Annotated in this window: 20 protein-coding genes; 12 read left to right on the top strand and 8 right to left on the bottom strand. The window is 66.9% G+C overall.

The genetic code is table 11. The features are described 5' to 3' along the window. The first annotated feature begins 86 nt into the window (after positions 1-86). Both AC1DN0_RS19295 and AC1DN0_RS19290 read left to right on the top strand, forming a co-directional pair. On the top strand, positions 87-905 hold the full coding sequence (locus AC1DN0_RS19295; protein ID WP_441629317.1) for an AzlC family ABC transporter permease: 819 nt from the start codon (positions 87-89) through the stop codon (positions 903-905). Continuing rightward, positions 902-1,225, top strand: coding sequence for an AzlD domain-containing protein (locus AC1DN0_RS19290; protein WP_035869280.1), 324 nt, complete (start codon positions 902-904; stop codon positions 1,223-1,225). Before AC1DN0_RS19295 ends, AC1DN0_RS19290 begins: the two co-directional genes overlap by 4 nt. Here the strand turns inward: AC1DN0_RS19290 and AC1DN0_RS19285 are convergent. Next, positions 1,198-2,361, bottom strand: a complete 1,164-nt coding sequence (locus AC1DN0_RS19285; RefSeq protein WP_441629320.1) for a helix-turn-helix transcriptional regulator — start codon at positions 2,359-2,361, stop codon at positions 1,198-1,200. The genes AC1DN0_RS19290 and AC1DN0_RS19285 overlap by 28 nt on opposite strands. 351 nt (positions 2,362-2,712) lie before the next feature. Between AC1DN0_RS19285 and AC1DN0_RS19280 the strand changes: the two genes are divergently transcribed. The 8 genes from AC1DN0_RS19280 to AC1DN0_RS19245 all read left to right on the top strand — a co-directional run bounded on the left by AC1DN0_RS19280 (position 2,713) and on the right by AC1DN0_RS19245 (position 11,528). Continuing rightward, the gene (locus AC1DN0_RS19280) at positions 2,713-3,921 is read left to right on the top strand and encodes a phosphoglycerate kinase (RefSeq protein ID WP_441629322.1); all 1,209 of its coding nucleotides are present in this window, start codon (positions 2,713-2,715) and stop codon (positions 3,919-3,921) included. A 32-nt stretch (positions 3,922-3,953) separates the two neighbouring features. Beyond that, positions 3,954-4,853, top strand: coding sequence for a DUF4349 domain-containing protein (locus AC1DN0_RS19275; RefSeq protein ID WP_477103312.1), 900 nt, complete (start codon positions 3,954-3,956; stop codon positions 4,851-4,853). A gap of 13 nt (positions 4,854-4,866) precedes the next feature. Further along, positions 4,867-6,303, top strand: a complete 1,437-nt coding sequence (gene pyk, locus AC1DN0_RS19270; protein ID WP_477145912.1) for a pyruvate kinase — start codon at positions 4,867-4,869, stop codon at positions 6,301-6,303. Positions 6,304-6,427: 124 nt separating this feature from the next. Further along, entirely contained in the window at positions 6,428-7,492 is a 1,065-nt protein-coding gene (gene fba, locus AC1DN0_RS19265) for a class II fructose-bisphosphate aldolase (protein WP_045237234.1), read from the top strand. Positions 7,493-7,665: 173 nt separating this feature from the next. Further along, entirely contained in the window at positions 7,666-8,574 is a 909-nt protein-coding gene (locus AC1DN0_RS19260; RefSeq protein WP_441635984.1) for a phosphoribosylaminoimidazolesuccinocarboxamide synthase, read from the top strand. A gap of 60 nt (positions 8,575-8,634) precedes the next feature. Beyond that, positions 8,635-9,132 carry a 5-(carboxyamino)imidazole ribonucleotide mutase gene (purE, locus tag AC1DN0_RS19255; RefSeq protein ID WP_477145911.1) on the top strand — a complete coding sequence of 166 codons (498 nt, stop codon included), beginning with the start codon at positions 8,635-8,637 and terminating at the stop codon, positions 9,130-9,132. Positions 9,133-9,191: 59 nt separating this feature from the next. Next, positions 9,192-10,436: a 5-(carboxyamino)imidazole ribonucleotide synthase gene (locus AC1DN0_RS19250; RefSeq protein WP_441635981.1), complete on the top strand. Its 1,245-nt coding sequence runs from the start codon at positions 9,192-9,194 to the stop codon at positions 10,434-10,436. Between the two features lie 114 nt (positions 10,437-10,550). After that, positions 10,551-11,528 (top strand): L-threonylcarbamoyladenylate synthase, encoded by a 978-nt coding sequence (locus AC1DN0_RS19245; RefSeq protein ID WP_477145910.1) that lies wholly within the window; start codon positions 10,551-10,553, stop codon positions 11,526-11,528. 158 nt (positions 11,529-11,686) lie between these two features. Here the strand turns inward: AC1DN0_RS19245 and dacB are convergent, their stop codons facing one another. The 5 genes from dacB to AC1DN0_RS19220 form a co-directional block, all read right to left on the bottom strand. Beyond that, positions 11,687-13,231, bottom strand: coding sequence for a D-alanyl-D-alanine carboxypeptidase/D-alanyl-D-alanine endopeptidase (gene dacB / locus AC1DN0_RS19240; RefSeq protein WP_441635977.1), 1,545 nt, complete (start codon positions 13,229-13,231; stop codon positions 11,687-11,689). Positions 13,232-13,267: 36 nt separating this feature from the next. Beyond that, positions 13,268-13,849, bottom strand: coding sequence for a MarR family winged helix-turn-helix transcriptional regulator (locus AC1DN0_RS19235; RefSeq protein ID WP_477145909.1), 582 nt, complete (start codon positions 13,847-13,849; stop codon positions 13,268-13,270). Between the two features lie 31 nt (positions 13,850-13,880). Further along, complete coding sequence (locus AC1DN0_RS19230; protein WP_441635973.1) at positions 13,881-14,381, bottom strand: DUF3237 domain-containing protein; 501 nt, start codon at positions 14,379-14,381, stop codon at positions 13,881-13,883. Next, the gene (locus AC1DN0_RS19225) at positions 14,378-15,490 is read right to left on the bottom strand and encodes an ABC transporter substrate-binding protein (protein WP_477145918.1); all 1,113 of its coding nucleotides are present in this window, start codon (positions 15,488-15,490) and stop codon (positions 14,378-14,380) included. The genes AC1DN0_RS19230 and AC1DN0_RS19225 overlap by 4 nt, the downstream gene beginning before the upstream one ends. A gap of 128 nt (positions 15,491-15,618) precedes the next feature. Beyond that, entirely contained in the window at positions 15,619-16,899 is a 1,281-nt protein-coding gene (locus AC1DN0_RS19220) for a flavin-dependent oxidoreductase (RefSeq protein ID WP_441635971.1), read from the bottom strand. Positions 16,900-17,212: 313 nt separating this feature from the next. On the opposite strand from AC1DN0_RS19220, the gene AC1DN0_RS19215 reads away from it, so the two are divergent. Then, positions 17,213-17,422 carry a hypothetical protein gene (locus tag AC1DN0_RS19215; RefSeq protein ID WP_045237226.1) on the top strand — a complete coding sequence of 70 codons (210 nt, stop codon included), beginning with the start codon at positions 17,213-17,215 and terminating at the stop codon, positions 17,420-17,422. A gap of 96 nt (positions 17,423-17,518) precedes the next feature. On the opposite strand, the gene AC1DN0_RS19210 is transcribed toward AC1DN0_RS19215, so the two are convergent. After that, on the bottom strand, positions 17,519-17,977 hold the full coding sequence (locus tag AC1DN0_RS19210) for a PACE efflux transporter (RefSeq protein WP_441635969.1): 459 nt from the start codon (positions 17,975-17,977) through the stop codon (positions 17,519-17,521). Positions 17,978-18,092: 115 nt separating this feature from the next. Between AC1DN0_RS19210 and AC1DN0_RS19205 the strand changes: the two genes are divergently transcribed. Next, complete coding sequence (locus tag AC1DN0_RS19205; protein ID WP_045237224.1) at positions 18,093-18,995, top strand: LysR family transcriptional regulator; 903 nt, start codon at positions 18,093-18,095, stop codon at positions 18,993-18,995. Between the two features lie 34 nt (positions 18,996-19,029). Here AC1DN0_RS19205 and AC1DN0_RS19200 read toward each other — a convergent pair whose 3' ends face one another. Further along, positions 19,030-20,007, bottom strand: a complete 978-nt coding sequence (locus tag AC1DN0_RS19200) for a tripartite tricarboxylate transporter substrate binding protein (RefSeq protein WP_441635967.1) — start codon at positions 20,005-20,007, stop codon at positions 19,030-19,032. Positions 20,008-20,106: the final 99 nt, after the last annotated feature.

The raw sequence follows: 20,106 nt of genomic DNA, 5'->3' as shown, positions 1-20,106 counted from the left end.
GCGGGCCCCGCCCGTCGGGCAACTCACGTGCCCCAGGCTTTCCACTGTGGCGGAGCCGGCGCCGCTTCCCCCCAAGACCTTAGAACATGACATTCCGACCGCCCCAGGCCCTGCTGCGTCCCTGGCATCGTATTGCCCCGGCCGAGCGGGCCGGCTTTATCGAGGGCGCGCGCTATTTCGCCCCGTCCCTGCCCGCGGTGTTCTCCTGGGGGCTGGTGACCGGCGTGGCCATGAGCAAATCGGTGATGAACGTGCCCGAGGCGATCGGCATGTCGCTGCTGGTCTACGCGGGCTCGGCCCAGTTGTCGGTGCTGCCGCTGTTCGCGGCGGGTTTGCCGTTGTGGACGGTCTGGCTGACCGCCGCCATCGTCAACCTGCGATTTGTCATCTTCAGTGCGGGACTGCAGCCGCATTTCAGTTACCTGCCGCTGTGGCGCCGCACCCTGCTGGGGTCCTTCAACGGCGACCTGCATTTCGTCTACTTCATGCAGCGCTATGCCACGCCGGGCCACGAGCCGGGCAAGGAGGGCTACTTCTGGGGCATGGCGCTGACCAACTTCGCCATGTGGCAGGTCTCGTCCATCATCGGCATCGTGCTGGCCAGCGCGTTCCCGGATAGCTGGGGCCTTGGGCTGGCCGGTACCCTCGCGCTGATCCCGGTCATGGTCTCCACCATCAACTCGCGTTCCACGATGCTGGCGGTGGCGGTGGCTTCGACCCTGGCGCTGCTGTGCTTTCACTTGCCTTACCGGCTGGGCCTGGTGGCGGCAGTGGTGGGCGCGATCGCGGCCGGCATGGCCAGCGACGAACTGGCGGCCCGGGCGACCTTGCGCGGTATCCGCCGCCGCAAGCTGGAGCATGCGGCGGCGCAGGTGCCTCCCCAGTCGGCCGAGGACCGTTCATGAGCCATCTCGAGATCTGGGTCGCGCTGGTGGGCATGGCGGTGGTGACCATCGTCACCCGCGCGCTGTTCCTGATGGCGGGCGAGCGCGTGACGGTGCCCGACCGCATCCAGCGCGCGCTGCGCTACGCGCCGGCGGCGGCGCTGGCGGCCATCATCCTGCCCGACCTGATGACGTGGCAGGGGCATTTCACCATTGCGCCGGGCAACTACAAGCTGGTGGCCGGGGCGGTCGCCCTGGTGTTCTACCTGCTGACGCGGCGCATGGTTGGCATGATCGCGGCAGGCATGGCGGTCTATACAGCGCTTCGATTGCTCGGTTGAGCGTCGGGCGCGGATTCCGGAGCAGGGGTTCCCGTGCCGGGCCCGAGCGCGGTACTCAGCTGGGTCAGCATCCGTGTCAGGCGGGCCTGCGTGGTGGCGCCGGTCTTGAGGAATACCGCCTTGAGCTGGCTGCGCGCGGTCTCATGCCGCACACGCAGGCGCTCGCTGGCTTCGGGCAGGCCGATGCCGGTGGCCAGCAGGGTGGCCAGGCGGATCTCGGCCGGGGTCAGGCCGTAGATTTCGCGCAGCAGGTGCGGGAGTTGCACCGGCGCATGCGCGTCTTCATGGATCACCACCAGCGCACTGGGCTTTTGCCAGGGCAGCGCGAAGATATGGGACGGCGGCAGCGGCATCACGATCAGCTGCGCGCTGCCGCCATCGGCATGGCGTGCCATCGCGGCCTGTGCCGGCACCGTGCTTTGGAGCGAGCAGGCCGCGGCTATCATGTCCGGCAGCGAGCGCGACAGCTGCCACTCGCTGGTCTTGCCGGCGGGGTCGAGCCGCCGCACCCAGCGCTCACCGATGCTGTTGCTCAGCAAGACGCGGCGCTCGGGCGAGAAGGCGATCACGCCAAACGACAGCCGTTCCAGGATTTGCGCCGATAGCTGCGCCAGCGTGGACAGCTCGACGGTACGATCGCGCATGGCTATGGCGCTGCGCATATGGGGCAGCGCCCAGTCCAGCGCGCTGACGTCCGCTGCCGTGAACATGCCCTGCGAGAAGGCGCGCTGCAGGGAGAAATACACTTCGTAGTGCGGCTTTCGCTCCACCAGGCAGGCCGCATAGGAGCACAGGCCGAAGCGGTGGAAGAAGTCGCGGTAGAACGGGCTGCGCTGCATCGCGCCCTCGCCGAAATCGCGCACGTCGATGTACCACTCGCCGGGGCTCAGGTTGTGGGCGAACAGCTTGCCCGGGTCGATTTCGTGGAACTCCTTTTCGTAGGCGCTGAACAACTCCTGTACCGGGCGCACCATTTCATTGACCGTCATCAGGTCGCGATCCGTGTCGCGCACGATCATCGATGCATGCGCGCTGCCAACGATGCCGCTCATGGTGTACAAGCTTTGCTGCCACGCCTGCGCGTCAAGAATCCCTTCGTACAAGCCACGGATTGCCCCGTGCATGTCTTCGTTCATGATTACCCCCCTGCCTTCGCGACAACGGCATCAGCCGTGTGGCGCCGACGCCGCTCATTCGGGCGTGCCCGGCTCCGTGCCTTGGGTCCCGTCTGTAGCGGGCCTCCGGCTATGTTTTTGCGTGCATATTTTGTGCATACATCGCGCGCTTCGACATGAGCGTACGAGACGCAGGCCGATTGTCGCACCCTCCTTTCAGGGGGTGCGTTGCAAGGACGCGGCACGTCGTTCGCCGCATGCGGCGATTGCAGCACTCACGGCAGGGTGCATCGTGGTTCCAATCGCGCAAAATGGCTCTTGCGATCAGGTAAAATGCCGATTTTCCCCGATTTTCGCTCCCCAGCCACCGCCATGACCTCTGTCCTGCGTCTTTCCGATCTCATCTCCGAAGGCAAAATTGCCGGCAAGCGTGTTTTTATCCGCGCCGACCTGAACGTGCCGCAGGATGACGCCGGCAATATCACCGAAGACACCCGTATCCGCGCCTCGGTGCCCGCCATCGAGGCTTGCCTCAAGGCCGGCGCTGCCATCATGGTGACGTCGCACCTGGGCCGCCCCACCGAGGGCGAGTTCAAGCCCGAGGATTCGCTTGCCCCCGTAGCCGCGCGCCTGGGCGAACTGCTCGGCAAGCCCGTCAAGCTCGTGCAGAACTGGGTCGACGGCACCGGCGAAGTCAGCCAGGTCAAGCCCGGTGAAGTAGTGCTGCTGGAAAACTGCCGCATCAACAAGGGCGAGAAGAAGAACAGCGACGAACTGGCGCAGAAGATGGCCAGGCTGTGCGACGTCTATGTGAACGACGCCTTCGGCACCGCGCACCGCGCGGAGGCCACCACCCACGGTATCGCCAGGTACGCCCCCATCGCCTGCGCCGGCCCGCTGCTGGCTGCCGAGATCGATGCGCTGGGCAAGGCCCTGGGCCAGCCTGCGCGCCCGCTGGTGGCGATCGTGGCCGGTTCCAAGGTGTCCACCAAGCTGACCATCCTCAAGACGCTGGCCAGCAAGGTCGACAACCTGATCGTTGGCGGCGGCATCGCCAATACCTTCATGCTGGCGGCCGGCCTCAAGATCGGCAAGTCGCTGGCCGAGCCGGACCTGGTGGCCGACGCCCGCACCATCATCGACCTGATGGCCGCGCGCGGCGCTTCGGTGCCGATTCCCGTGGACGTGGTGTGCGCCAAGGAATTCAGCGCCACCGCCACGGCTACCGTCAAGGACGCGAAGGAAGTGGCCGACGACGACATGATCCTCGACATTGGCCCCAAGACCGCGCAGATGCTGGCCGAGCAGCTCAAGGCCGCCGGCACCATCGTGTGGAACGGCCCGGTCGGCGTGTTCGAATTCGACCAGTTCAGCAACGGCACGCAGGTGCTGGCGCATGCCATTGCCGAGTCCAGGGCCTTCTCGATCGCCGGTGGCGGCGACACGCTGGCGGCCATCGCCAAATATGGCATCGCTGACCGCGTGGGCTATATCTCCACCGGCGGTGGCGCCTTCCTGGAGTTCCTGGAGGGCAAGAAGCTGCCCGCTTTCGAGGTGCTGGAACAGCGCGCCGCGGGCTGAGGGTGGCGGCTCTGCGGGGGATTGGCGGGGACATGGGCGGCAGGCGCGGCCTGGCAGCGTTGCTGCTGGCCGCGATGCTGCTGGCCCTGGCCGCCTGCGGCCGCCCGGGCGGCGCGCCCGACGGGCGCACCCTGGCTGCCGCGCCGGCCGCGGGCATGGCGGCGGCGGAAATGGCGCGCGGGCAGGGTGGACAGGGAGAGCAGCAGGAAGCGGAGCGCCGCTACCTCGCGCTCAAGTACGCATTGACGGTGGAGAATACCGCCGATGCCCTGGAGGCCGGCTGGAAGAGCGTGGTGCAACGTTGCCAGGCGCTGGGCTGCGAGTTGCTGGAGGCGGGTTTCACGCGCAGCCGCGATGGCGCATCGCCGCGTGGCGAGCTGCGCGCGCGCATCGCGCCGAAATCCTTGCCGGACCTGCTGAAAGCGGCGGAGCAAGGCGGCACGGTGGTATCCAACGCCGTGTCGAGCGAAGACAAGACCGACCAGGTGATCGATGCCGAGGCCCGCATCAAGAACACCACCGAGCTGCGCGACCGCCTGCGTGCCATGCTGCAGAACGCGCGCGGTCCGCTGCGCGACGTGATCGAGCTGGAGCGCGAACTGGCGCGCGTGCAGGGCGAACTGGATACCATCCACGGCCTGCGCAAGATGCTGGCGGCGCAAACCGACCGCAACGAAGTCCGTATCGACTTTATTGCGCGCGAGAGCTTTGTCAGCCAACGAAAGGTATCGCCGCTGCGCGACGCTTTTAACGATATCGCCGAGTTGTTCCTCGGCAGCCTGGCCGTGCTGATCCGCGTGGCCGCCGGCGCGCTGCCCTGGCTGCTGGTTGGCGTGCCGCTGCTGTGGCTGGCGCTGGCCTGGCGCCGGCGCCGCGTGGCGCGCAGGAAGCAAGCCGTGCCGGCGCCGCCGGACGGCGCTGGCCCTCGATAAGGAAGATTTGCCAATGACCCGCTCGACCAAGATTGTCGCCACCATCGGTCCCGCCTCCAGCACGCTGGAAATGCTCACGCGCATGATCGCGGCAGGGGTCGACGTGGTGCGCCTGAACTTCTCCCACGGCGTAGCCGCGGACCATATCGAGCGCGCCCGCCTGGTGCGCGAGGCGGCCCGGGCCTGCGGCCGGGAAGTCGCCATCATGGCCGACCTGCAAGGGCCGAAGATCCGCGTCGGCAAGTTCGAGAACGGCAAGATCACGCTGCAGCCGGGCGACGCTTTCATCCTTGATTCCACCTGCACCCTGGGCAACCAGGAGCGGGCGGGCCTGGATTATGAAGACCTGCCGCGCGACGTGGGCCCGGGCGACCTGCTGCTGCTCAACGACGGCCTGATCGTGCTGGTGGTGGACCGCGTGCTCGGCCACGAGATCTTCACCACGGTCCGGATCGGCGGCGAGCTGTCCAACAACAAGGGCATCAACCGCCAGGGCGGCGGCCTGTCGGCGCCGGCGCTGACCGCCAAGGACATGGACGACATCAAGACTGCCATGGCGCTGGGCGCGGACTATGTCGCGGTGAGCTTTCCCAAGAACGCCACCGATATGGAAATGGCCCGCCAGCTCGCCGCCGTGGCCGGCCAGCCGCACCAGCACAAGGCTCGCATGATCGCCAAGATCGAGCGCGCCGAGGCGATCCGCCCGGGCGTGCTGGAAGAGATCCTGCAGGCCTCCGACGGCATCATGGTGGCCCGCGGCGACCTGGCCGTGGAAGTGGRCAACGCGGCCGTGCCGGCGCTGCAAAAGCGCATGATCCGGCTGGCGCGCGAGGCCAACAAGCTGACCATCACCGCTACCCAGATGATGGAGAGCATGATCGTCAACCCGGTGCCGACGCGCGCCGAGGTGTCGGACGTGGCCAACGCCGTGCTGGACGGCACCGACGCCGTGATGCTGTCGGCCGAGACCGCCGCCGGCCGCTATCCGGTGGAAACCGTGGAAGCCATGGCCGCGGTCTGCGTCGAGGCGGAGAAATCCGAGGTGGTCCAGCTCGACACCGATTTCCTCAACCAGACCTTTGGCCGCATCGACCAGTCGATCGCCATGGGCGCGCTGTTCACCGCCTATCATTTGCAGGTGAAGGCCATCGCCGCGCTGACCGATTCCGGCGCCACCGCGCTGTGGATGAGCCGGCACCGCATCCATGTGCCGATCTACGCGATGACGCCCAACGTGGCCTCGCAGCGCAAGATGCAGCTCTACCGCAATGTGGTGCCGCTGCCGCTGGAAGCCAGCGCCGACCGCGATACCGCGCTGGAGCAGGCCGAGGAACTCTTGCTGTCGCGCGGCGTTGTGCAGCGCGGCGATTTTATCGTGCTGACCATTGGCGAGCCGATGGGCCAGCCGGGCGGCACCAATACGCTGAAGATTGTCCGCGTCGGCGCCTGAGTGTGCCGCGCCGGACAGAACGCCGGCCGCCGTGCACGTAGGATCAGCCGCACACGCATAGCCAATATGCGAAGACGAATAAACGAATACCGAGACACCCCATTCTTTCTTTAGGAGTTTTGACATGCCACTCGTATCGATGCGCCAGCTGCTCGACCACGCCGCCGAAAACGGCTACGGTCTGCCCGCTTTCAACGTGAACAACCTGGAACAGGTTCAGGCCATCATGCAGGCCGCCGACGAGGTCAATGCGCCGGTGATCATGCAAGCCTCCGCCGGCGCGCGCAAGTATGCCGGCGAGCACTTCCTGCGCCATCTGATCGAAGCCGCCGTGGAAGCCTACCCGCATATCCCGGTGGTGATGCACCAGGATCACGGCCAGTCGCCGGTGATCTGCCAGGCCGCGATCGACCTGGGTTTCTCCTCCGTGATGATGGACGGCTCGCTGCGTGAAGACGGCAAGACCCCGGCCGACTACGAATACAACGTCGACGTAACCCGCAAGGTGGTGCAGATGTCGCACGCCATCGGCGTGACCGTCGAAGGCGAACTTGGCTGCCTGGGCTCGCTCGAAACCGGCGAAGCCGGCGAGGAAGACGGCATCGGCGCCGAAGGCAAGCTGGATCACTCCATGCTGCTGACCGACCCGGAACAGGCCGCCGACTTCGTCAAGGCCACCCAGCTCGACGCCCTGGCCATCGCCATCGGCACCTCGCACGGCGCCTACAAGTTCACCCGCAAGCCCACCGGCGACATCCTGGCGATCAACCGCATCAAGGAAATCCACGCCCGCATCCCCAACACCCACCTGGTGATGCACGGCTCGTCCTCGGTGCCCCAGGAACTGCTGGCCGAAATCCGCCAGTTCGGCGGCGACATGAAGGAAACCTACGGCGTGCCGGTCGAGGAAATCCAGGAAGCCATCAAGTTCGGCGTGCGCAAGATCAATATCGACACCGATATCCGCCTTGCCATGACCGGCGCGATCCGCCGCTTCTTTGCCGAGAACCCCAGCAAGTTCGATCCGCGCGAGTACCTGAAGCCGGCCCGCGAAGCCGCCAAGCTGGTTTGCAAGGCACGCTACATCGCCTTCGGCTGCGAAGGCCAGGCATCCAAGATCAAGCCGGTCTCGCTGGACGCCGTCGCGCAGAAGTACAAGTCGGGCGAACTCGCCCAGGTCGTGCAGTAAGCTGAACCCCGTGCCGTCCCCGCCCTGATCCCGTAACAAGGAGAGGCGCGGGGACGACGCTTTTCAGGCCCCGGCGCATGTTGCCGGGGCCCGAGAGGCGCTAACAAAATGATGCGCAGGATCACTCGGGATCATGCTGGATCATTCTGTTAGTGCCTCCTATCGGAACCACCATGTCGAACGCTCTCTATCAGTCCTCCATCACTTCGCTGCCGCTGCTCGGTCACGGCAAGGTCCGCGACAACTACGCCGTCGGCGACGACAAGCTGCTGATCGTCACCACCGACCGCCTGTCGGCCTTCGACGTCATCCTGGGCGAGCCGATCCCGGCCAAGGGCCGCGTGCTCAACCAGATGGCCAACTTCTGGTTCAAGAAGCTGGCCCACATCGTGCCGAACCACGAGACCGATGTCTCCGCCGAGAGCGTCGTGAGCCCGGCCGAGGTCGAGCAGGTGCAAGGCCGCGCCGTGGTGGTCAAGCGCCTCAAGCCGATCCTGGTGGAAGCGGTGGTGCGCGGCTACCTGGCCGGCAGCGGATGGAAGGATTACCAGGCTACCGGCAGCGTCTGCGGCATCGAACTGCCCGCCGGCCTGCAGAACGCGCAGAAGCTGCCCGAGCCGATCTTCACCCCGGCCGCCAAGGCCGAGATGGGCGAGCACGACGAGAACATCTCCTTCGCCGAAACCGAAGCCCGCATCGGCGCCGACCTGGCCCGCCAGATGCGTGACATCTCGATCCGCCTGTACAAGGAAGCGGCCGACTATGCCGCCACGCGCGGCATTATCATTGCCGACACCAAGTTCGAGTTCGGCCTGGACGAGAACGGCACGCTGACGCTGATGGACGAAGTGCTGACCGCGGATTCCTCCCGCTTCTGGCCGGCGGATTCCTACCAGGTCGGCACCAACCCGCCGTCCTTCGACAAGCAGTTCGTGCGCGACTGGCTGGAATCGGTGCGTATCGACGGCAAGCCGTGGCCCAAGACCGCGCCGGCACCGGCGCTGCCGGCCGACGTGATCGAGAAGACCGCCGCCAAGTACCGCGAGGCGCTGACGCGCCTGACCGGCGAGGAACTGCAGTAATCATTGCCGGATGGCGAGGACTGGCGCCACCAGGCGCCAGACGATGTTTAAGGATTTAACGTGAGCAATACAGCCAAGCCGCTGGTCGGCGTTGTGATGGGCAGCAGTTCCGACTGGGACGTGATGCAGAACGCGGTCGCCATGCTGAAGGATTTCGGCGTGGCCTTCGAAGCGCGCGTGGTATCCGCCCACCGCATGGCCGACGATATGTTCGAGTACGCCGCCACGGCGCGTGAACGTGGCCTGCGCGCCATCATCGCCGGTGCCGGCGGTGCCGCGCACCTGCCCGGCATGATCGCCGCCAAGACCATCGTGCCGGTATTCGGCGTGCCCGTGCCGTCGCGCTACCTGCGCGGCGAGGACTCGTTGCTGTCGATCGTGCAGATGCCCAAGGGCGTGCCCGTCGCCACCTTCGCCATCGGCGAGGCTGGCGCCGCCAACGCCGCGCTGCACGCCATCGCCAYGCTGGCCACCACCGACGACGCGCTGGCCGCGGCGCTGGAAGCATTCCGTGCCAGGCAGACCGAAGCTGCGCGCGCGATGACGCTGCCGGTATAACACGCAAGCAACACCAGACCAGCCGACTAACTTAAGCCCCGAATCCGGAAAGACGCGCAATGCCCACCGATATCCATCCCCACCTGGTCGAAGCCCACACGCCGGAGTCGCGTGCCGAGTTCGGCATCGACAACCCCAGCGCGCCGGTGCTGCCCGGCGCCTGGCTCGGCATGCTGGGCGGCGGCCAGCTCGGCCGCATGTTCACCCATGCCGCCCAGGCGATGGGCTACAAGGTCTGCGTGCTCGATCCGGACCAGGACAGCCCGGCCGGCACCATCGCCGAGAAGCATATCTGCGCGGCCTACACCGACGAAGCCGCGCTGGCCGAGATGGCCAGACTGTGCCCGGCGGTGAGCACCGAATTCGAGAACGTGCCGTCGCTCTCGCTGGACCGGCTCGAACAACTGGGCGCCTTCGTGGCGCCGCGCGGCTACTGCGTGTCGATCGCGCAGAACCGCATCGGCGAGAAGAAGTTCTTCGCCTCCTGCGCCGAGCGCACTGGCGTGCCCACCGCGCCGCACTGGGTGATCCAGCACGACGCCGACGTCGACCAGTTGCCCGAAGACCTGCTGCCGGGCATCCTGAAGACCGCGCGCATGGGCTACGACGGCAAGGGCCAGGCCCGCGTCAAGAGCCGCGAGGACGTGCGTGCTGCCTGGCGCGCCATGCAGCATGTGCCCTGCGTGCTGGAGAAGATGCTGCCGCTGGCCTACGAGGTCTCGGTGCTGGCCGCGCGTGCCGCCGACGGCAGCACCGCCACCTGGCCGCTGGCCGAAAACGTGCACCGCGACGGCATCCTGTTCTCCACCGTGATGCCCGCCACGAGCGTTTCCGACGAGATCGCCGCGCGGGCCCGCGCAGCCGCCGCCACCATCGCCACCGAGATGGGCTATGTGGGCGTGCTGTGCATCGAGTTCTTCGTGCTGACGGACGGCTCGCTGGTTGCCAACGAAATGGCGCCGCGCCCGCACAACTCGGGCCATATCACCATGGACGCCTGCGAAACCAGCCAGTTCGAGCAGCAGGTGCGCGCCATGGCCCGCCTGCCGCTGGGCAGCACGCGCCAGCATTCGGCGGGCAAGATGCTCAACCTGCTGGGCGATGTGTGGTTCGAGTTCGGTCTGGAGCGCACGCCGGCCTGGGACGAAGTCGTGGCGCAGTCCGGTGCCAAGCTGCACCTGTACGGCAAGAACGATGCGCGCCCCTCGCGCAAGATGGGCCATGTGAACTGCGTGGGCGGCGAAGCCACCGATGCGGGCCGCGCGTTCGACGCTGCCTTGAAGGCGCTGCACATCGAGTCGTGAAGGCTTGCCCGGTCGGGTGCGCTGTCGGCGTGCCCGGCGGGTTCTCCCGCTTTCGTAGTCTTGTAGCTTCGTAGTTTTGTAGTTTCGTAGTAACGCCCACCCCAGAGATCCCCGATGTCGCGCATGCCCACGTCCGCCGAACTTGACCAAGCGGTCCAACTGCTGGAAGCCGGCGAGCTGGTCGCCTTTCCCACCGAGACGGTCTACGGCCTCGGCGCCGACGCGGAAAACCCCCAGGCCATCRCCCGCATCTACGCGGCCAAGGGCCGGCCGTCCAACCATCCGATCATCGTGCACGTGGTGGACGGCGGCGATATCAGCTACTGGGTCGACGACGTGCCGCCGGCCGCGCAGCAACTGATCGACGCCTTCTGGCCTGGCCCGCTCACGCTGATCCTCAAGCGCGCCAGTCATATACCGGCAGCGGTGGCCGGCGGGCAGGACAGCATCGGCCTGCGTTGCCCCTCGCATCCCGTCGCGCAGGCGCTGCTGGCACGCTTCAAGCGCGGGCGAGGAGGCATTGCCGCGCCGTCGGCAAACAAGTTCGGCCAGGTCAGCCCGACCACCGCGCAGCATGTGCGGGATGAGTTTGGCGACGCCGTCTTTGTGCTCGAAGGCGATGGGGTGGAGGTTGGCATCGAATCGACCATCGTGGATCTATCGCGGCTGGAGCAGGGCATTGGCCCCGTATTGCTGCGACCTGGCGCGATTACGGCGGCGATGATGGCGCAGGTCCTGGGCGTGACGCCCTTGCCGCCGGATGCCACTGCGCCGCGGGCTTCGGGGACGCTTAAGGCGCACTATGCGCCGCATACTTCGCTGGCGTTGTCTTCCGCTGCGGATTTGCCGGCCCAGTTGGCGGATTTGCCTGCTGATGCCAAAGTGGCATGGGTGGGGGGCGAGGCGGTTGCCGATCCGCGGTGCGTTTGGGTGCAGGCGCCTGCCGACGCCGAGGCTTATGCTCGAGAGCTTTATCGGTTGTTGCGGAGGTTGGATCGGGAGGGGTATTCGAGACTGGTGTTTGAGGTCTTGCCGGATGGGTGTGAGTGGGATGGGGTTAGGGATCGGTTGCAGCGGGCTGCTGCTGCGTGACCCAAGAGTGACCGGCGTCCCCCGCAGGGGGATGTCGTACGCTGTTGGGTGCAACAACCAACACCGCCAAAACCACCCCCAACCCAGCAATCAAAAACCAACGGTTTTGCAGCTCACACCACCCACCGCCAAAGCCACCCGCCCTAAAAAACCTTAATTTAAGGCGCCCCCTGATAAACCCACTGCAACAACGCATCATGCGCATCCCGCGCCTGCGCTGCATTCGCATGGTTGATATAACTCACCACCACATACCGATCCCCGTTCAGGGCATCCACATACCCCGCCAGCGCCCGCACATCATTCAACGTCCCCGTCTTCATATACGCATTGCCGGCCGCGCCGGCCTTAGTCAGCCGGTTACGCAACGTGCCGTCCACCCCAAGTATGGGCAGCGAATCGATCAACACCGGCCCAACCTCGCTGGCAAGCGCCTGCTGCAACAACCGCGACATATCGTACGCGCTGATCCGTTCTTCGCGCGAAAGCCCTGAACCGTTGTCCAGTACCAGGTCCGGCATGGTCAGCCCCTGGCGTGCCAGCCAGCGTTGCACCACTTTCTCCGAGCGCGCGGTGCTGGCAGGCCCGCTGCGATCCATCTCGGCGCCGATGGTCAGATAGAGCTGGCGGGCCATCACGTTGTTCGAGAACTTGTTGATGTCGCGCACGATATCGGAGAGCGGCTGGCCGTAGTGGCGTGCGAGCAGGAAGGCGCCGCGCGGGGGGCGGCCCATGCGCAGCGCCGGCTGGTGGGTGAAGCGGCCGCCGGCGAATTGCCATTCGGCGACGAAGCCGCCCCAGGTGAATTCGTTGTGCGAGAGGGTGGCGATATTAACGACGTGTTCGCCACAGTCGGCGGCGTAGCTGCCGTCGAAGGAAGCCAGCACGGTGCCGTCGGGCTGTTGCGTGACGGAGGGCCGGGCGCGTGCCGACCAGTCACCGCATTTTCCGTTGGACAGCGCCAGGCGGTTGTCCAGCTTGAGCTGCGCCAGCGCGGGCGTGACCGATACCGCTACCGACTGGCTGGCCGGGTCGGGCGTGATGGTGAACGACAGCGTCTTGAAGGCATACAGCAGCGCGTCGGGGCTGACGTTGTAGGCGCGCTGGGTCTCGCCGTCGATGGTGGCGCCGTTGTCGATGGCGGAGTCGAAGTAGCTGCGGTCCAGCACCAGGTCGCCATTGATGGTGGTGGCGCCCGCGGCGCGGGCCTTGGCGACCAGCTTGGCCATTTCTTCCGGCACCAGCTTGGGATCGCCCTGGCCGCGCAGGTAGACGTTGCCGTTGATGGTGCCGTCGGCGCCTGGCTGGCCGTCGGCGTAGAGCGAGGTTTGCCACCGATAGCCGGGGCCGAGCAACTGCAGGCCGGCAAAGGTGGTGACCAGTTTCATGGTCGAGGCCGGGTTCATTGGCGTCTGTGCGTTCCAGCTTGCGCGGGGCGCCTGCGCGCCGACCTTGATCACATAAAAGCTGGCGGCCGAGGCTGGCACGTGTGCGCGCTTGAGCGCGCCCGTCACGCTGGCCGGCAGGCCCGATCGCGGCTCCGCCTGTTCTGTCGGCGTGTTAGCGGCGTGGGAGGCTTTGGCCTTGTGGACGGTGGCCTTGGCTGTGGCGGCGGGCAGGCCGCCGATGCATAGCAGCCCGGCGGCGCAAAGCGGCAACAGGCGGTGAAGGAATGGGGAAGGGCGTTTCGGCATGGTGCCCATGTTAACGCATGGGCATGAGCGCGGATGACGCGAAGTTCAGATTTCCGTGAGGCTCGCGGGTGGTGCCGGCTGGGCCATGCAGGCGGGACAGGGCGGCGCCAGCTTGCCGAGCAGCGCGCGCAGCGTATCCTGCTCCTGCGCCGATAACGCGGCCGCGACGCGCGCATCATGCGCGCACACCGCAGTGGTGGCGGCCTCCAGCGTGCGGCGGCCCGCTGGCGTCAGGACCAGGCTGTAGGCCCGGCGGTCGTGCGGCGCGGGACGGCGTGCAACCAGCTTCATGTCTTCCAGCGCATCGACCAGCAGCACCGCACCGGAGCGCGCGATGCCCAGGATGCTGGCCAGTTCGGTCAGCTTGAGATGCGGGTTGCGCGAGATGATCACCAGCGCGGAGAAACGCGGCGGCGTGATGTGCCACTGCGCCAGCGACTGGACGAAGTCCTCGTAGATGCGGATCTGCGCGCGGCGGATGGCGTAGCCGACCAGGCTGTCCAGCACGCCGTAGTCGATGTTGGGGATATGTGGGTCGAAGCCGCCGATGGTGTCGRCCGCCTGGCTGGCGCCGGCGGGATCGGGGGCGTCGCGGCTGCGGCGCGGGCGCGCCTTTGCTGTGGTCATGATGCCTTGGCGTCGGTCGAATGAAACGGGATCAGATGACGCGAAAATACCGCATTTCCACCCGGTCGGGATAGCGGGCGCCGGTGGCGACGAACAGGTGCTGCATGAGCCAGTCGTAACCGGGCGATGCCGTTTCGAAGCGCGGCGCCGTGCGGAAGTAAATCAGGCGCGGATCGATGAGCTCGCCGGCGCCGAGCCGCGCGATCAGCTCGCCGGGGCCGCTGCGCAAGCCGGCGTTGACGATGTAGATGCGCGCGCCGTCGGTGGTCTCCAGCACGTAGCGCGCTTCGATATCGGCCACGGCGATGCCGTTGCCCGTGTCATGCCGTACCAGCTGGAAGTCAGCGCCGCCGGGCAGGATGCGCCCTTGCAGGCGCGGCCCGCTGACCGCGCCGTCCAGGATGGGGATCACCCGGCGGTTGCCCAGCGCGCTCGCGCCCACCTCGGTGGCCGGCGCCAGCCGGAAGCTGAAGTCGGCCACATGTTCCAGCGTGGGGGCGGGCAGCGCGTCGCTAACCAGGGGCGTGGTCATTTCAGCAGCTTCCAGTTGCCGTTGTCGATGGTCAGCAGCACGCGGCCACGCGTGTCGAAGCCGAAATGGTCCTGCGCCGTGTAGTTCAGCACCCCGTGCGAGACCACGATATTGCGCTCGGTCTCCAGCGCCGTCTTGAGTGCCTTGCGGAATTCCGGCGTGCCCGACTTCGCCTGCTTGAGCGCCACCGGCACGATGCGCTGCAGCACCAGGCCGGCATCGTAGGGGTGCGCGCCGAACTGGGTGCGGCTCTCGGGACCGTACTGCTTTTCATAGCGGCCCACATAGTCCAGCCCTGGCTTTTTCACCGCGGYGTTGTCCGCCAGTTGTTCGGCCACGATCACCGGCCCGGCCGGGAGGATGGAGCCGTTCACGGCTTTGCCGCCGATGCGGATCAGGTCCTTGGTGGCGGCGCCGTGCGTGTGGTAGACCGGGCCCGCGTAGCCGCGCTCGCGCAACGTGGTGTGCGGCAGGGCGGCGCCGGTGCCGGCGCCCGCGATCAGCACCGCGTCGGGATGGGCGGCGATCAGCTTGAGCGTTTGCGCGGTCACGCTGGCATCCGAGCGCGCATAGCGTTCGGTGGCGACGAGGCGGATGCCGCGCGCGGTGGCGGCGGCGGTGAACTCCTTGAGCCAGGTCTCGCCGTAGGCGTCGGCAAAGCCGATGAAGGCGATGGTCTTGACGCCCCTGGCGTGCGCCGCTTCCGCCACGGCTTCGGCCATCAGCCTGACCGGCTGCGCCAGCCGATAGGTCCATTCGCCACGGCCGGGCTTGAGTTCGATGGGCGAGAATGCCAGCTGCACGGTCTGGCTCTCGTCGGCGACTTCGGCGATCGCGATCGACGGCGCCACCGCCGACGAACCGAGGATGATGTCGACCTTGTCTTCGCTGACAAAGCGCCGCGCCACCTTGGTGGCCTGGGTGGGGTCGGAGCCGTCGTCCAGCACCACGTAGCGGATCTTCTCGCCGCCGATGGTCTCCGGCAGCAGCGGCATGCTGTTCTTCTGCGGGATGCCGAGCGAAGCCGAGGGGCCTGTCGACGAGATGCTGACACCGACAGTCACGTCGGCCAGCGCGGGCGCGGCGGCAAGGGTTACGGCCACGGCCAGCGCGAGGCGGGCAGCGGTAGCGGGGCGGATAGGGCTGGGGCGCGGCACGATGTCTCCTTTTTTCCTTGTGATAACGCCGGCTTCTCGGGGCCGGTCGTTGGGCGTAATGCGAGGGGCGAAGCAGTGGGCTAGCGCGCAGGTGCCTGCAGCGACTGCCGGTCGAAGCCGGCGAGCTGCTTGTAGCGCAATGCGATGGCTTCGAGCTCCGCGCGCGGTATCACGGCGTCGATATCGCTGAAGCCTTGCGGCGCGCGCTGCTCGGCCAGCTGCATGACCTGCTCGGGCCCGTTCAGGCGGTTGCGCAGGACGATGGCGGCGGTGCGCGGCAGCCGCTCCGCCTCGTACTCGCGCAGTGCGTAGCCGGCGCCGGACGCATCGCGCGGCGCGCCGTTGGCCAGCAGGCTGTCCATCAGGTAGCGCGCATCCAGGATGGCCTGGGCGCTGCCGTTGGAGCCGATCGGGTACATCGGGTGGGCGGCGTCGCCCAGCAGCGTCACCCGGTCGAAGGTCCAGCGCGGCAGCGGGTCCTTGTCGACCATGGGGAATTCGTAGATGGCTTCGGCGCCGTCGATCAGCGCGGGAATATCGATCCAGTTCCAGCGCCAGTTCGCAAAGGCCGCGCTGAACACGGACTTGTCGACCTGCTTGTTCCAGTCGCTGCGCGGTGGTGTGTCCGAGACGTGGTCGGGCACGCGCAGCTCGGCGATCCAGTTGACCAGCGAGCGCCCCTGGCGGCGCAGCGGTTCGGAGATCGGGTAGGCCACGAACTTCTGGTCCTGGTGGCCCGCCATGAACATCGAGCTGCCGTCCAGGTACGGCGGCGCTTCGGTGACGGCACGCCACAGCGTGCGGCGCGAGAAGCGCGGCGCGTCGCCCTGCGGATAGAAGTGGCGGCGCACCGCGGAGTGGATGCCGTCGGCGCCCACCAGCACATCGGCCCGGGCCGTGACTTCGGCGTTGTCGCTGCGACGGCACAGCGTGAACGCCACCGGCTCGCCGGCGCGCGCACCGGTGCTCACCACCGATTCGAAAGTATGCCCGGTGTGCACGCGATCGGCGCCCAGGCGTTCCACCGCCGTGCGGTAGAGCAGCATCTGGAATTCGCCGCGATGAACGGAAAACTGGGGCAGGTCGTAGCCCGCCGCGCGCCCGCGCGGCTCGTGCCAGATGCGCTGGCCCAGCTTGTTGTAGTAAGACAGTGATGAGGTCTGCACCGCCAGTTCGGCCAGCGCATCGAGCAGCCCCAGTTCCGCCAGCTCGCGCACGGCGTGCGGCAGCAGGTTGATGCCCACGCCGAGCGGGCGCAGCGTTTCGCTGGCTTCCCAGACCTCGGCCTCGATGCCGTGCCGGTGGCAAAGCAGTGCCAGCGTCAGGCCGCCGATGCCGCCGCCGGCTATCGCGATCTTCATGATGTTGTCTCCACAGCTTGTTATGGATTGCCCGCGCCGCGTGGGTCCCTCATGCAGGGTCGGCGGCAAGCAGCAATATTGTTATGTAGTATAACTAAATGGATGATCGCATCAAGCTCTGAAACGTGGGGAGAAACCCGCAATACCGGGCATGCCGGGGCAAGCCTGTGTGGAAGCTTGTGGGATTCCTCTGACAAGAGGTTAGGCCCCTTGCCGGTCGCGCGTGACTTACCCGGCATCCATACTGAAAGCAACTGCCGCAATGCATGGGTGCATTGCCAGGCGCAAAGCCAATCCATCAAGGAGCCCCATCATGCGTACCGTGACCCTGTCTCTCCTGCTTGCCACCCTGCTTAGCGTGGCGGGCTGTGCCGACATGACTCCCAAGCAGCGCAATACGGCCATTGGCGCAGGCGTCGGCGGCGTCGCCGGTGCGGCCCTGATCGGCGGGCCGGCGGCCACCATCGGTGGCGCGGCCCTGGGTGGCGTGGTCGGTAATGTGGCGACCCCCGACCGGAAGTGAGCAGGACAAGCTGCCGGCCGGCATACGTTCCAGGCCGTTACAAAGCAAAAAGCGGATGCCGGTGGCATCCGCTTTTTGCTTTCGGAGGGGCGCCGCTCAGGCGGATTCCCCGACAGCCTTTGTTTTCGTGCTGGTCCGGGCGCCAGCGCCAACGGGGAACACGGCGTCGTACGCCCAGTTGTAGATGAAGGCATAAACCACGTAGAACGCCGCCACCGCGATATCCATGATGAAGGCATCGAGCAAGCTCATGTCCAGGTACCAGGCCACCATCGGCAGGAACACCACCAGCAGGCCCAGTTCGAACAGGATGGCATGCAGCACGCGCACGGCCACCGGCTTGCGCAATTGTCCGGTGAACCGGAGCATGGCCTTGTCGAACAGCAGGTTGTAAAGATAATTCCAGCCGGCGGCGATCACCGATGCCACCACCGCAATGATGCCCATCTGGTGCAGGGCGAAGCCAAATAGCCAGCTGCCCACCGGCGCGAAGATCAGCAGGCCGATCAGTTCAAAGCCGATGGTGTGGCGGATTCTGTCCTTGGTGCTGCGCATGATACTTCCTGTCTGGCGTCAATGCAGGCCATTCTATCTATAATCGTGGCATAGCCAAGTTGGTATCCATCGCTAAAAACGATGGTTGTGACGGCATCGCGCCATCAGGAATCCCATGAGCCTTTCCCTGGAACAATTGCAGGCCTTCGCGGCCGCCGCCGAGTGCGGTTCTTTTTCCGCCGCCGCGCGCCGCCTGGGCAAGGCGCAGTCGGTGGTCAGCGCGGCCGTGGCCAACCTGGAAATCGATCTCGGCAATCAACTGTTCGACCGTGCCGGCCGCTATCCGACCCTGACCGCCGCGGGCGAACGCCTGCTGGCCGAAGCACGGGTGATCCTGGAGCGTTGCGAGCATTTCCGCGGTGTGGCCAAGAGCCTGGGCGAAGGCGTCGAGAGCCGCCTGGTGCTGGCGGTGGATGAGCTGTATCCGGAGGAAACCCTGGGCGTGCTGCTCGAAGAGTTCTCGGCGCGCTTCCCGGCGGTGGAACTGGAGCTGCTGTTTCCCTTGATGGAGGATGTCAGCCGGCTGGTGCTGGCCGGTTCCGCCGACCTGGGCCTGATGTGGCGCCAGGAGGTGTTGCCGCCGGAGCTGGGCTTCCGTGCGCTGGGTTGGGTGCCGATGCAGATCATCTGCGCGCCCGACCACGCGCTCGCGGACCAGCGCGTGGGCTGGGAGGAACTGAAACGCTACCGGCAACTGATGGTGGCGACCCGCAGCGATAGCGAGGAAAAAATGCGGCTGCGCGTGGCCGCCGAAGTCTGGTGGGTGGAGAGCCAGTGGGTCATCGTCGAACTGGTCAAGCGCCGGCTGGGCTGGGCCTTCGTGCCCTGGCACGTGGCGGCCAATTCGCCGGCCGCGGCGCAACTGGTGTCGCCGGTGCTGGAGTTCGACGACCAGGACTGGCCGGTGGCGATGGAGCTGGTGTGGCACAAGCAGCGGCCGCTCGGCAAGGCCGCTACGTGGCTCAAGGAACGGGTGAGCAAGCAGCCGCTGCCGCGTCCGGAGAAGCGGCCGGCATAGGGCCGCTACTCCGGAGGCTCGCGCACGCCGCCGCCTAGCGGACCAGGCCGAACTCCTTCGCCAGCGTGCCGTAGCGTTGCACGGTGTCCTTCACATAGGCGTCAAGCGACGCCGCGCCGCCCAGATCGGCGGGGAACAAGCCTTGCTCCGCGCGCAGCCGGGCGAATGCCGGGCTTGCCTGCAGGCGCTCGAAGCGGCCAGCCCAGCGCTGGTAGTCGGCCTGCGCGACCTTCGGGCCCATGTAGAAGCCGCGCAGGATGGGCCAGGTGATGTCGTAGCCTTGCTCGCGCGCCGTCGGCACGCTGGCAAGCCTGCCCGGCAGGCGCCGCTCGGCCAGCACGGCGAGGATGCGGATCCCGCCTGCGCCGAGTTGCATCGCGGCTTCGGAGACGTCGCCCGACACCGCTTGCACGTGCCCGCCCAGCAGTGCCGTGAAGGCCTCGCCGCCACCTTCGAAGCCCACGAAGCGCATGCGCTTGTAGCCAACGCCGGCCTGCCTGGCCACCAGCGCGGCCTTCATCCAGTCCTGGTTGCCGATGGTGCCACCGGCACCGAACAGTACCTGGTCGGGGTCCGACTTCAGCGCGGCCACCAGGTCCTTCAAGGTCTTGTAAGGCGAATCGGCGCGCACCGCGATCATGCCGTAGTCGGTGCCGAGCGCGCCGACCCAGCGCACGTCGGCCACGCCATACTTGCCGAACTTGCCCTCGGCCAGCGCCAGCAGCGAGCCGCCGGAGAAGGCGACGATCGTATCGGGCTCGGCGGGGCGCTGCGCCACGATGCTGTTGTAGGCCACGGCGCCGATGCCACCCGGCACGTAGACCAGCCGCATCGGTTGCTCGGTCAGTCCGGCTTCCAGCAGCGCTCGCTGCGCCAGCTTGCAGGTCAGGTCGAAGCCGCCGCCGGGCTTGGCGGGCACGATGCACTCCGGCGTGGGGGACGCATGCGCGCAAACCGCCCCGAGGGCGAGCGCGGCGCAAGCGAGACGCAGGGCGGCCGGGACGATGCTCATGGATTCTCCTGGGATGGGGCCGGACGACGGGATAGAACGACAACGCGGCAGACAGCTTACCGGGAAATCCCGGGCAAATCCGCTGGCTGCCGGTGAGAA

Source organism: Cupriavidus sp. 05N39, from assembly GCF_056397325.1.
Note: the sequence above shows the minus strand (reverse complement) of the source record. Positions and strands in the feature narration are given on the sequence as shown.